Source organism: Catenulispora subtropica (assembly GCF_039531675.1).
Taxonomy (GTDB): domain Bacteria; phylum Actinomycetota; class Actinomycetes; order Streptomycetales; family Catenulisporaceae; genus Catenulispora; species Catenulispora subtropica.
In genome coordinates, this window is the sequence record NZ_BAAAQM010000024.1 from 83,196 (window position 1) to 96,407 (window position 13,212).

Annotated in this window: 8 protein-coding genes; 7 read left to right on the forward strand and 1 reads right to left on the reverse strand. The window is 71.8% G+C overall.

The window, feature by feature from the left end:
* Nucleotides 1–304: 304 nt before the first annotated feature.
* Genes galK through ABD466_RS21495 form a run of 3 tightly spaced genes read left to right on the forward strand, consistent with a single transcriptional unit; the run spans nucleotide 305 to nucleotide 3,736 of the window.
* Nucleotides 305–1,528, forward strand: coding sequence for a galactokinase (galK, locus tag ABD466_RS21485; protein ID WP_344658914.1), 1,224 nt, complete (start codon nucleotides 305–307; stop codon nucleotides 1,526–1,528).
* Nucleotides 1,529–1,542: 14 nt separating this feature from the next.
* Nucleotides 1,543–2,580: a galactose-1-phosphate uridylyltransferase gene (gene galT, locus ABD466_RS21490; RefSeq protein WP_344658915.1), complete on the forward strand. Its 1,038-nt coding sequence runs from the start codon at nucleotides 1,543–1,545 to the stop codon at nucleotides 2,578–2,580.
* Between the two features lie 40 nt (nucleotides 2,581–2,620).
* Nucleotides 2,621–3,736: a hypothetical protein gene (locus ABD466_RS21495; RefSeq protein WP_344658916.1), complete on the forward strand. Its 1,116-nt coding sequence runs from the start codon at nucleotides 2,621–2,623 to the stop codon at nucleotides 3,734–3,736.
* Between the two features lie 37 nt (nucleotides 3,737–3,773).
* Here the strand turns inward: ABD466_RS21495 and ABD466_RS21500 are convergent, their stop codons facing one another.
* A complete protein-coding gene (locus ABD466_RS21500) occupies nucleotides 3,774–4,337 on the reverse strand; it encodes a helix-turn-helix domain-containing protein (RefSeq protein ID WP_344658917.1) in 564 nt (187 codons plus the stop codon).
* 65 nt (nucleotides 4,338–4,402) lie between these two features.
* Between ABD466_RS21500 and ABD466_RS21505 the strand changes: the two genes are divergently transcribed.
* The 4 genes from ABD466_RS21505 (at nucleotide 4,403) to ABD466_RS21520 (ending at nucleotide 12,980) form a co-directional block, all read left to right on the forward strand.
* Entirely contained in the window at nucleotides 4,403–5,662 is a 1,260-nt protein-coding gene (locus ABD466_RS21505) for a benzoate/H(+) symporter BenE family transporter (RefSeq protein WP_344658918.1), read from the forward strand.
* Between the two features lie 220 nt (nucleotides 5,663–5,882).
* Nucleotides 5,883–7,832 carry a cell wall-binding repeat-containing protein gene (locus ABD466_RS21510; RefSeq protein ID WP_344658919.1) on the forward strand — a complete coding sequence of 650 codons (1,950 nt, stop codon included), beginning with the start codon at nucleotides 5,883–5,885 and terminating at the stop codon, nucleotides 7,830–7,832.
* A 269-nt stretch (nucleotides 7,833–8,101) separates the two neighbouring features.
* Nucleotides 8,102–8,929, forward strand: a complete 828-nt coding sequence (locus ABD466_RS21515) for a TIGR03936 family radical SAM-associated protein (RefSeq protein ID WP_344658959.1) — start codon at nucleotides 8,102–8,104, stop codon at nucleotides 8,927–8,929.
* 229 nt (nucleotides 8,930–9,158) lie between these two features.
* Complete coding sequence (locus tag ABD466_RS21520) at nucleotides 9,159–12,980, forward strand: Rne/Rng family ribonuclease (RefSeq protein WP_344658920.1); 3,822 nt, start codon at nucleotides 9,159–9,161, stop codon at nucleotides 12,978–12,980.
* Nucleotides 12,981–13,212 lie beyond the last annotated feature (232 nt).

The window sequence follows — 13,212 nt, forward strand, 5'->3', positions numbered from 1 at the left end:
CCTCCGAGGTACCTCGGTGGTCATTCTGCAGAGCTAGTCGAAGATGGTGCGGCACCTGACTCCGAGCGGATCTCGTGCGAGGCGCCAGTTAGATACCTCGCCCGCCCGGTACCTCGCTTGCTGGGTACCTCGTCTACGAGGTACCTCGGCTCCTGGGTATCTTGCCTACGAGGCACCTCCCTGGACCTCGCTTGTCGGAGGGATGATCTCACCGCTACCCTGACCTCACCAGATCCGAACAGAATCAAACGGATCGCAACAGCGTAGGTGAGGGGTGGCGGTGAGCCGTCAGACCGGATCGGCCGTGTCCGCAGACGCCGTGCGGCGCGGGTTCACCGAGCAGTTCGGTGGCGAGCCCGCCGGCGTGTGGACCGCGCCGGGGCGCGTGAACGTCATCGGCGAACACACCGACTACAACGAGGGCTTCGTGCTGCCCATGGCGATCGACCGCGCCTGCTACGCGGCCGCCGCCCCCCGCGCCGACCGGATCCTGCGTGTGCACGCCGCGCAGCTCGGTGAGACCGTCGAGGTCTCGCTCGACGCCCTCGTCGGCCCGGGCTCGGCCGCCGACACCCGGGGCGCCGACGACTCCGACATGTCGCCGCTCGCCGACCCGGCCGTCAAGGGCTGGGCCGCCTACCCGGTCGGCGTCGCCTGGATCCTGCAGCAGGCCGGCTACCCCGTCAGCGGTGCGGACGTCTACCTCACCAGCACCGTCCCGGTCGGCGCGGGCCTGTCCTCCTCCGCCGCCCTGGAGTGCGCCACCGGCCTGGCCCTGGCCGGCGTCTCCGGCTTCGACCTCACCAAGGCCGAACTCGCCCGCCACGCCCAGCGCGCCGAGAACATCTACGCCGGCGTCCCCTGCGGGCCCCTGGACCAGATGTCGTCCGCGTTCGGTGAGGACGGCGCGGTGCTGTTCATCGACACCCGCAGCGGCGAGGTCCGGCCGCAGCCCTTCGACCTCGCGGCCGAGGACGCGCTGCTGCTCGTCATCGACACCCGGGTGTCGCACGCCCACGGCGAGAACGGCTACGCCGACCGCCGTGCCGCCTGCGAGCGCGCCGCCGCGTTCCTCGGCGTCCGGGCCCTGCGCGACATCCCGCTCGCCGAACTCCCCGAGACCTTCGCCAAGGTCGCCGTCGGCCTCGACGAGACCACCGCGCGGCGCGTCCGCCACGTGGTCACCGAGAACGCCCGCGTGCAGCAGTTCGTCGCCATCCTGAACCACGAGGACTCCTCGCTGCCGCCGCTCGGCCACCGCATGATGCAGTCCCACGCCTCCCTCCGCGACGACTACGAGGTCAGCGCCCCCGAACTCGACCTCGCCGTGGCCACCGCCGTCGCCGCCGGCGCCCACGGCGCCCGGATGACCGGCGGCGGCTTCGGCGGCAGCGCCATCGCCCTGGTGGACCGCGACCAGCTCGAGGCGGTCCAGGACGCCGTCCGCACCGCCTTCGCCGAGCACGGATACACCGAGCCCCAGTTCTTCCCCGCCGTCGCCTCCGCCGGCGCGCGCCGGACCGCCTGATGGAGGCCCCGCCCATGGACCTCAGCCTGACGCGCACCGTCACCAAGCTCTCCGACGGCCGCGAGCTGATCTACTACGACGAGACCCCCGGCCACGACCGTTCCGCTCCTGACCGGCGCGACCTGCCGACCGTGTCCACCACCAGCGAACTCCGGCGCGACCCGCTCACCGGCGAGTTCACCACGGTCGCCGGGCACCGCCAGGACCGGACCTTCCTTCCGGCCGCCGACCAGTGCCCCCTGGACCCGTCGCGGCCGGGGCACCCCACGGAGATCCCGGCGGCCGACTACGACGTGGCGGTGTTCGAGAACCGCTTCCCGTCACTGGCCGGCGACACCGGACGCTGCGAGGTCGTGGTGTTCTCGTCGGACCACGCCTCGTCGTTCGGCTCCCTGCCGGTGGCGCGGATCCGCAGCATCGTCGACGTGTGGGCGGACCGCACCGCGGAACTGGCGCAGCGTTCGGGCGTCGAGTACGTGTACTGCTTCGAGAACCGCGGCGTCGAGGTCGGCGTCACGCTTCACCATCCCCACGGGCAGATCTATGCGTACACGTATGTGCCGCCGCGCATGCAGAAGATCCTCGACGTGGCGATCGCGTACCACGAGAGCACAGGCGGCTGCGTAGCCTGTGACGCTCTGGCCGAGGAGAAGGCCGAGGGCACGCGGGTCATCACGGTCGGGGAGCACTTCACGGCCTACGTCCCGCACGCGGGCCGCTGGCCGTTCCAGGTGGACATCGTCCCGCACCGCCACGTCCCCGACCTCCCGGCGCTGACGGCGGCCGAGCGCGACGAACTCGCCGCGCTCGGCAAGGACTGCGTCCAGCGGCTCGACGCCCTGTTCGACGGGCCGATGCCGTACATCGGCTCGTGGTACCAGGCCCCGGTCGCGACCGGCCGCGCCGAGTCCCACCTGCGCTGGCAGCTCGCCGCGCTGCGCCGGGCTCCGGGGAAGTTGAAGTTCCTGGCCGGAAGCGAGTCCGGGGCCGGGGCGTTCATGAACGACATCAGTCCCGAGCGCGCGGCGGCGATGCTGCGCGGGGAGGGGTAGCTCCCCGGTAGGGCCCCCTACCTGTCGGTATCTTGTCGGCATGAAGGAGACACCGGACCGGGAGGCCGGCATACCCGAGCGCGAGGCGGAGCTGATCGATCTCGCGCAGTTGGGTGCAGCCGATCCCGGGCTGGGGGTCGCGGTGCCGGAACCCGCTGCTCTAGGTGCGTACGACGCGCACGACGCACACGACGGGGTCTACGAGGACGACGAGGACGACGAGGACGAGTACGACCCGGGCTGGCTCGGGACGGTGTTGCGCTGGCCGATCCGGATCGTGGCGGTCATCGTCATCGCGCCGTTCCAGGTGGCCTGGGAGTCGGCGAAGGCCGTCGGTCGCGGGATCCGGAAGGCGGCCTCGGCGCTCGGGCGGCCGTTCCGTGCTGTGGGACGGGCCATCGGCTGGGCCGCGACGCGTTTTCTGTGGTGGCCGGTGCGGTGGATCGGACGCGGTACGGGGCGGGTGCTCGTCGTCATCGGGCGAGGGCTCGCTGCGTTCTACCGCGTCGTTCTGACGCCGATCGGACACGGGATCGCCGCGACGGTTCGTGCCGTCGCAGCTGGGGTGAACGCGGTCGGTCACGGGATCAGCTTCGTGGCCACGTGGGTCTACTTCACGGTGCTCACGCCGATCGGGCAAGGTCTGGCCACGGTCGGTCGGTATGTACGGGACGGATTCGGCTGGGTCGGGCGGCAGATCTATCGCTTCGTTCTGCGTCCCATCGGCGTTGCGGCCCGCGCGGTCGGGCGCATCTTGGTGCAGGGCCTCTACTACCTGTCGCGACCGCTCGTCCTGCTGGGCCGCGGGCTCTGGTACCTGCTCAAGCTCTTCGGCAGCTGGATCGTGGGGCTGTTCCAGGTCCTGGTGCAGGCTTTCGACTTCGCGGCACGCGTCGGCGCCAAGGTCGGCCGCGGTTTCGTCTGGCTGTGGCAGCACTCGCTCTGGGTACCGATCCGCTTTGCGGCAAAGGGCTTCTGGGACGCGGCGAAGTGGGTCGGGCGGGGACTGCGTGCTGTGGCCCAGCCGGTCGCCCGTCGGTTGCGGGCCGTCCGGACCTGGTATCGGCACGAGGTCACGGAGCCGGTTCGCGCTGCGTTGCGGGCGGCGCGGCGGGACATTCGGCGCGCTCTGTTCGGTGGACGGCGCGGCGAGTGAGCCTCAGCTGGTCGTTGCTGATTCCTCGGCCGATTCTTCAGCCGGTTCGCGGCGTCCGGATCAGCAAGCTGGCATATACGTCGTCGGTGCCGATCGCGCTGTAGACGTGCGGTACGTCGGCGACCCACGAGACGTGGCCGCCCGGTGGGACGACGAAGAGCGCGTCCGGTGGTCCGACGCGGGCGGTGCCGGTGAAGACCGTCAGGTATTCGAGGGTTCCCGGGGGATGCGCGGGGGAGAGCTGCTTGTGGCCGGGGCGGATGTGGAGGCGGAAGAGCTCGGTGTCCACGTCCGCATCCGTGAAGGTCTCCAACAGAGAGGCCGAGACGGCCGTCCCATGGATCGTCTCCAGCGGCGCGTCTCCGGGGCGAGGCGGGTCGGGGAGGAGCGCTTTGATGGGGACACCGAGGTGTCCGGCGATGGCGTAGAGGGTCTCGATGGTCGGGTTGCCGCGCGAGCCGTCCTCCAGGCCGGAGAGGGTGGCTTTGCCCACGCCGGCGCCAGCGGCCAGGGCGGAGAGGCTGACCCCGCGCTCGTGCCGCAGGCGTCGGATGCGCTCGCCGATCTGCGTGGCGAAGTCCGCCGCCGTGCCGTCTCCCACAAGCGGCAACTTACACGAAGTCGAGCTGATAGCTTGTTCCGTATACGGAACAGGGGAGGGTCGACGTGAGTGCCATCGAGTCTTCGGAGTCACCACCGAGTTCCATAAGGGGAACGTCGGAGGCCGGCGGCCGCCTGGCCGGACTGGGGCCGACCTTCGGCGCGGGGATCGTGACGGCGCTGGTCGGCTTCTCGAGCTCCTTCGCGGTCGTGATCGCGGGCCTGCGTGCGGTGGGAGCCACCGAACGCCAGGCCGCGTCGGGCTTGCTGACCATATGCGTCCTTATGGGTGCGGCGGCGATCGTGTTCAGCCTCCGGCACCGGATGCCGATCAGCATCGCGTGGTCCACGCCCGGCGCCGCACTCCTTGTCAGCGTCGGCGCGGGCCGTACGCATTCCGGGCATGGCGGCGCGAGCGGCTATCGCGAGGCGGTGGGGGCGTTCGCGGTGGCGGGGCTGCTGATCGCGGTCACCGGCTACTCGCGCACTCTCACCCGCTGGATCGCCGCCATTCCCGCACCGATCTCGGCCGCGATGCTGGCGGGCGTGATCGGACCGATCTGCCTGGAATCGGCGCAGGCGGCGGTGCACCTGCCGCGTCTGGCGCTTCCCGCGGTCGCCGTCTGGGCCATCCTGGGCCGCTTCGCCAAGCGCTGGTCAGTACCCGCCGCCCTGGCCGCCGCCTTCATCGGACTGGCGCTGGACCCCTCCACCCGCGGCCACCTCGATGGCGGCCTGCTCCCCACGCTGACCACCGTCACACCCCGCTTCGACCTCGGCACACTGATCAGCCTCGCGATACCCCTGTACCTGGTGACGATGGCCTCCCAGAACCTGGCCGGGATAGCGGTCATGCGCAGCTACGGCTACGAGCCACCCATCCGCGAAGTCCTGATGGGCACCGGCACCGGCAGCATCCTCGCCGCCCCCTTCGGCGGCATCCCCATCAACTTCGCCGCCATCACCGCCGCCCTCGCCGCCAGCCCCGACTCCCACCGCGACCCCCGCCGCCGCTGGATCGCCGCCACCACAGCAGGCGGGCTCTACATCCTGCTCGGCCTGGGCGCCGCCACGGCGACCGCGCTCCTCATCGCCGCCCCACCCCTCCTGATCGAGGGCGTCGCAGGCCTCGCGCTCCTCCCCGCCCTCGGCGGCTCCCTCACGACGGCCCTCACCGACACCCGCCACCGCGAAGCAGCGACAGCGACCTTCGTCACCACGGCGTCAGGTATCACCGTCGCCGGCATCGGCGCGCCCTTCTGGGGCCTCCTCGTCGGCCTCGCCCTGCTGACCCTTTCGGCATCAAAACCCGAACCCCGCCCTTGAGGTTCGCAAACCCGAAACAAGTCAGCATATTGACCAACCGAGCCCCAGCTCAAAGCTCCGGATATCAGGACCATCATGGTCCGCACCCACCCACAACCGCAGCTAGCCCCCGGTGGCGCCCGGCAATCACCACATCGCGCAGGGTAGACCCCTGCCCCCTCGATGGATAGGCTGACCCCCCGGATCTCAGCACCCGGATCTACGCACAGGGGAGAACAAGGTGTCCGCGAAGAAGCTCACCACCGCCGCCGCGACCGCCCTCGCCGCAGCCACTTCTTTGGCGGCGCCGGCCAGTGCTAGTACACCGACGCCGCACACGTTCCCGGGAATGAACGGGAAACTGACGGTGACCACGGGCGACAACCAGCTGCACTTCGTGAGTGCGGGTGGTGTGACCACTGAGACCATGCCTTCGGGCAAGGTCATCGACGCCGAGTGGGCGCCTGACGGCAGCCGCGTCGCCTACTTGGACGAGTCCGGCCGGTTGGTGAGCGTGCGTGCCGACGGCAGCGACCTCATAGTCGTGGCCACCGGTTTGAACGGTGCCTCCCACCCGACGTGGCTGAACGGCGGCAGCTTCATTGTCTACGCACTGAACGGAGACCTCTACAAGGTCCCCAGCCTGGGCGGTAGCGCGCCGGTCAAGCTTTCAGCCAGCCACCAGCCGGGAGACAAGGACTCGGCGCCACAAGGTGGAGCCAACGGTGTTCTCGTCTTCCAGCGGATCGATGCGAAGAGCCATGCGTCCGCAATCTGGATCTACAACGGCTACTCCGGTACCGACAACGGTTCGCCGATAGCCAATTCGGGCACTGGGAGCGATCCCTCTCTCTCGCCAGATGCCAAGCAGGTCGTCTTCTCGAAGCTCGACGGCCAGGTGCCGACACCCGCAACCCAGCTCTATATCGTCAACGTCGACGGTTCAAACCTGACTCCGCTTACTAACGACCAGGGATCCTCGGTCAAGAACGTACGTGCCTCCTGGTCGCCGGACGGCAGCACCATCGCCTTCAACGCGCTGGGCAACGGCGAGCTGATGACCATGCAACCGGTTGCGGGCGCCAAGGAGATCGGGGCAGGCCAATATCTGGGTCGCATCTCATGGCAGGCCAACGGCGACCCGAGCAAGTCTCCCTCCGCCTCCAACCCCGTCAACCTCGTCGAGCGCCTCGACGGGCTCGACCGCACCGAGACCGCGATCCAGATCTCCCGCTGGTCCTACGCCGACGCGGCTTCGCATCCGCCGGCTGACAAGCAGGCGGACATGGCGGTCATCGCGCGTTCTGACATCGCTGCGGATGCGTTGTCCGGGACTGCGTTGGCGCGACAGCTCAAGGGTGGTAAGGGGCCGTTGCTGCTGACGGACACCGGGTCGTTGGATCAGCGGACGCTGGCGGAGATGCGGCGGGTGCTGAAGCCGGGGTCTTTCGTTTATGTGCTCGGGCAGACGCAGGCTATTTCGGCGCATACGTTCCAGCAGATCGCTGATGCCGGGTTCCGGCCTCTGCGGATCGGTGGGCGGGATCGGTTCGAGACGGCGGTCGACGTCGCTGAGACGATCGTGCCGACTTACACCCACGATCCTGTGACGATTCTGACCGCTACCGGGATGAACTTCCCCGACGCTCTTGCTGCCGGGGCGGTTGCGGCGTCGCGGCCGAACACCGTGGTGGTGCTCACCAATGACAAGGCGATGCCGCAGGCCACGCTCAATTTCCTCAACGCGGTGTCGCAGCGCACTGTGTACGGGATCGGGTGGCAGGGTGTCACCGCGTTGCAGTCGGTGCACATCGCGGCGACTCCGGCCGGGGGGCCGGCGGTCGCCGGTGCTGACCGGTTCGTCACCGCGTCGTTGGTCGCGCACACGTTCTTCGGTGGGCCGCAGGTGGTCGGGATCGCGACCGGTTACAAGTTCCCGGACGCGCTCGCCGGTGGTGTCCTCGCCGGGTCCGTCGGGGGGCCGCTGCTGCTGACCGGGCCGACCGCGTTGCCCACCGAGACGGCCGACTACCTTCGCAACGCCTCGGGGTCGGTGTCCGACGCCATCATGTTCGGTGGTCCGGCGGTGCTCGACGACGGCCTCAAGAACCAGGTCGGCGATCTCATCGGGCAGCCCGGCCAGTGGGTCTACAAGGAGAACGACCCGAGCGCGCACCCCGGCCCGCGGTAAGCAGGCGGTAATACCCGAAGACAGACCTGAGGGCGGCGACGGCGCGAAACAGCGCCCTCGCCGCCTTCTGCCGTGAGCCGTGACTTGTGAGCCGTGAGCCCTGAGCTGTAGGCCATAAGACGTAGTCAGACGTACGTCGATAATCACTCTGTGTGACCACCCGCCCCGGACCGCTATCCTGGACAGCCAGCACCAAGCAACCCCCGCGCCCCGCGCGCGGCCCACCGCACCGCACCCGCACCTCGAGGAGAACCCGCTCCGTGGCCCGCATGCCCGAAGGCCCGCCTCCGCCGCCGACCGTCCAGAAGCTTCGCATCCGCTACGCCAAGCGGGGGCGGCTGCGGTTCACCAGTCACCGTGACATCCAGCGGGCGTTCGAGCGGGCGTTGCGGCGGGCGCGGGTGCCGATGGCGTACTCCGCCGGGTTCACGCCGCATCCGAAGGTCTCGTGGGCCGGGGCCGCGCCGACCGGGGTGGCGAGTGAGGCCGAGTACGTCGAGATCGGGGTCACGCGGGCGTTGGTGCCCGCCGAGCTGGCCGCGGCGTTGGACGGGTCGCTGCCGCCCGACCTGGACATCCTCGAGGTGGTGGAGGCCGCGACGCCCAACCTGATGGAGCGGTTGGAGGCGTCGGTGTGGGAGATCCGGCTGCCCGGGGTGCTTCCGGAGGAGGCCGAGGGGGCGGTCACCGCTTTCCTGGCGGCGGGGGAGGTGCCGGTGGAGCGGATGACCAAGAACGGCGTCCGGTCCTTCGACGCGCGGGCGGCTGTGGTGGCGATCGCGGCCGACGCCGCCGGGGGCGGCGTTTCCGCAGGTGAGGGCGTCGGCGGCGAGGGTGACGGGCAAGCGGACCGCCCCTGTGCGATACTGCGACTAGTCGTGCGGCACCTGACACCCGCCGTGCGGCCCGACGACGTTCTGACCGGACTCGGCCGTGTGGCCGGCCTGGTGCCGCCCGTCCCTCCCCAGGTGACGCGGCTGGCGCAGGGCCCGCTGCGGGTCGGTTCCGAGGCGGCGGCGGCCAGTGTGAGCGTGGAGGCGTTGTCCGATCCGTTGGATCCGGACCGGGCCGCCGCGGGGCCGACGACCGAGCGGTGACGTCGGCAGCGCCAACCAACCAGACTTCTCGTCAGGTCAAAGGTCCCCCGTGAGGCGGGGCGGCCCCGGATCGGCGAGGTGAAGACCACAACAGCCACCTGTGTGGCGCCGCAGAGCACCCGGATCTGTCAGGGATTCGCTGGCTGTGCCCATCGCCCCGGTATCCGGGGGAACGATGTGGGGCACCGCTTCGCGCGCGCCCGGGGGGCATGACGGGAGAACCGCCCGGATGCTCGACAACGAGCCCAACGGCGTCCCCGGCGACGAGCCGGAACAGACGCGCGACCTGCAGGAGGCGGCCGGTACGGCCGCGACGAACGAAGGCGGCGAGGCGCCCAAGCGCCCGCGCCGGCGGGCGGCCAGCCGCCCGGCCGGACCGCCGCAGCCGAAGGCGGACGACACGTCCGCCGCGCCGGCCGGAGCCACGGCGTCCACTGACGGCGCCGAGTCCCCGGCCGAGCCCGAGACCAAGCCCAAGCGGGCCCGCAAGACCGCCGCCAAGAAGGTCGCCGCCCCCGAGCCGGCGGACGACGCGGACGGCGAGAGCGCCCCCGCTGCCAAGAAGACCACCCGCACCCGGACCCGCAAGAAGGCGGACGAGGCGCCGGACGCCGGTGCCCAGCAGGCCGCCGAGGGTGGCGCCGCCGTCGCCGGTGAGGCCACCGAGGCTTCGGACGAGGCCGCGGCCACCGGTACGCCGTCCCGTGCCACTCGTGCGTCCCGTGCCAAGGGGCGTACCGCCACGCGTGGCGGCTCGACCGCCGCCGAGGGTGCGGAGCACGCCGAAGAGGTCGCCGGCCAGGCCGAGGAGGTGAAGGGCACCGGCGCCGCCTCGGAAGCCGACGCGGACCAGCCCACCACGCGCCGTTCGCGCACCCGCAGCCGCCGCACGGCCGAGCCGTCGGAGACCGCGGAGGCCGCCGAGTCGGGCGAGGCCGCGGCCACGACCGGCCGGCCCGCTCCGGCCGCCGAGCCCACCACCGAGCCCGCGGCCCGCGCCGCCCTCAGCTCGCCGTTCGCGAACCCGTTCGCGGCGCCGCAGCTCCCGGCCAAGACCGCCAAGCAGGAGGAGGCGGCGACCGAACAGGCCGAGCAGCCCAAGCGGGGCTCGCGCGCCGACCGGGCCAAGGCCGGACGCGCCGACCAGGCCGCGCAGGCCGACCGCGCCGCCGACGCGAAGTCCGAGGGCAAGCCCGCCAAGGCCGAGCCGAAGGCCGGTCCGCGGACCGAGGCGGAGCCGGAGGCCGAGGCCAAGCCGGCCAAGACCCGTACCCGCCGGCGCGCCGCCAGCGCCCCGGCCGGTCCGCCGCCCGCCCACGACGAGTCCGCCGCCGAGCAGGCCGCCGAGGAAGCGGTCGAGGAGACCGCCCCCGAGCAGGTCGACCTCGACAGCCTCTCCCCGGCCGACCGCGCCCGCGCCGTCATCGCCGCCCGCGCCGCCGCTCCGGCCGCCGCCGGCGTCCTGTTCCAGGCGCCGGACCTGACCACCGCCGCCGCGCAGCAGGCCGCGGCCAAGGCCGCGAAGGCCGAGGCCGGAGCCGCCGAGGAGGCGGAGCCGGAGGAGGAAGAGGCCGAGCCGGCCCCGACCCGCCGTACCCGGACGCGCAGCCGCGGCCGGAACCGCGGTGAGCAGGCCGAGGCCGCCGAGCCGACCGGAGCCGCCACCGCCGAGTCCGAGTCCGCCGAGGAGGAGGACGAGGACGAGGAGGGCGGCACCTCCTCCAGCCGCCGGCGCCGCCGCCGTCGTCGCCGGGCCGGCGGCGAGGCCATCGAGGCCAGCCCGGACGACCCGCCGAACACCGTGGTGAAGGTCCGCGAGTCGCGGGTCCGCAGCCGCGACCGCAAGGGCGGACTGGTGCTGGAGGACGACGTCCAGGGCGTGCGCGGCTCGACCCGCCTGGAGGCCAAGAAGCAGCGCCGCCGCGAGGGCCGGGACACCGGCCGCCGGCGCGCCCCGCTGATCACCGAGGCCGAGTTCCTGGCCCGCCGGGAGAGCGTGGAGCGGGTGATGGTGGTCCGCCAGAGCGGCGACCGCACCCAGATCGGCGTGCTGGAGGACGGCGTCCTCGTCGAGCACTACGTCAACCGCGCTCAGTCGGCGTCCTACGTCGGCAACGTCTACCTGGGCAAGGTCCAGAACGTCCTGCCCTCGATGGAGGCCGCCTTCGTCGACATCGGCAAGGGCCGCAACGCGGTGCTGTACGCCGGCGAGGTCAACTTCGACGCGGCCGGCGTCACCGGCCAGGCCAAGCGCATCGAGAGCGTGCTGAAGAGCGGCCAGGCGGTCCTGACCCAGGTCACCAAGGACCCGATCGGCCACAAGGGCGCCCGGCTGACCAGCCAGATCTCGCTGCCCGGCCGGTACCTGGTGTACGTGCCCGAGGGCACCATGACCGGGATCAGCCGCAAGCTGCCGGAGAACGAGCGCAACCGCCTCAAGGCGATCCTGAAGGCCGTGGTGCCGGAGAACGCCGGCGTCATCGTCCGCACCGCGGCCGAGGGCGCGACCGAGGACGAGCTGCGCCGCGACGTGGAGCGGCTGTCCGCGCAGTGGGAGGAGATCCAGCGCCGGGCGCAGTCCTCGGCCAGCTCGGCCCCGACCCTGCTGTACGGCGAGCCGGACCTGACGGTGCGCGTGGTGCGCGACATCTTCAACGAGGACTTCAGCCAGCTGATCGTCTCCGGCGACCAGGCGTGGGACACCATCCGCGACTACGTCGGCGGTGTGGCCCCGGACCTGGCCCCGCGCATGGAGCGCTGGACCTCCGAGCAGGACGTCTTCGCCGTGCACCGGGTGGACGAGCAGCTGGCCAAGGGGCTGGACCGCAAGGTCTGGCTGCCCTCCGGCGGCTCGCTGGTCATCGACCGCACCGAGGCGATGGTCGTCATCGACGTCAACACCGGCAAGTTCACCGGCTCCGGCGGCAACCTGGAGGAGACGGTCACCCGCAACAACATCGAGGCGGCCGAGGAGATCGTCCGCCAGCTGCGGCTGCGGGACCTCGGCGGCATCATCGTCATCGACTTCATCGACATGGTCCTGGAGTCGAACCGCGACCTGGTGATGCGCCGCCTGCTGGAGTGCCTGGGCCGGGACCGCACCAAGCACCAGGTGGCCGAGGTCACCTCGCTGGGCCTGGTGCAGATGACCCGCAAGCGGGTGGGCCAGGGCCTGCTGGAGGCGTTCTCCGAGACCTGCGACAAGTGCAACGGCCGCGGTGTGCTGGTGCACATGGAGCCGGTGCCGGTCGGCCACGGCCACGACGAGGCGCAGCACGACCGCGGCGGCAAGGGCCAGGGCGGCCAGGCCCAGCCGGGCAGGGGCGGCAAGGCCGGCAACGGCGCCGAGTCCCGTGCCGGCGAGATCCGGGCCGAGTCCGGCGCCGGCCACGACGACGAGCACGAGGGTGGCCGCGGCCGCCGCAAGCGCCGCAAGTCGCACGGCCACGCCGACCGCCAGCAGCACTTCGAGCCGCAGTACGACGTCGACGGCGTCCCGGAGGAGTTCCGGGACTTCGCCGACGGCGAGCAGGCGGTGGCCGGCCCCGTGACGGTGACCAGTGTGACGAAGGTCGCGGCGGACGGCGGCGGGGCCGGCGACGGCGCCAAGCCCGCCAAGCCCGCCGAGAGCCCCGAGACCCCCGAGGTCGTCGAGGTCGTCGAGGTCTCCGAGCACAGCAGGGTGGAAGAGGTCGCCGACCACGCCCACGTGGTGGCGCCGGTCGTGACTCCCGGCGACGTGGTGGCGGCCGAGGAGGCCGACGTCGCGGCGCGGCTCGCGGTCGGCGACGCGCAGGCCCACACCCTCTACGTCCCGCACGCGGGCGGCGTCACCAGCGCCGTCGCCGCGGACAAGGAGGAGACGGAGGCCGAGGAGGCCGGGCAGGTCCTGACCCGAACCGCGGGCGGCGCCGAAGCCGAGGCGGAGCCCACGGCGGCGTCCCGGGCCGGCGCCGAACCGGAGCCGGCCGAGGAGGCCCCGAAGCGCCGCGGCCTCCGCGTCCGCCGCGCGGCCAAGCGCCCCGCGGGCCCGCCGGCCTCGCACGGCTGACGGACCGCTCCGGCCCGGTGGAAACCCGGGCCGGAGCGCTCCGACCTCAGTTTGACCCTGAGGTGGGGACTTCCGTACCCTTGAGCTTCGGCATGCGATACGTGTGCCTCGCATCCTCAGGGCCCCTGCGCGAGCAGAGGCGGCCCGGATGATGATCGGCTCGATGGGTCGTCAGTCTCGCGCCTCGCAAGAAGCGCCGGACGCTTGTGACCAGCAGCTGAGTTGGTCAAAG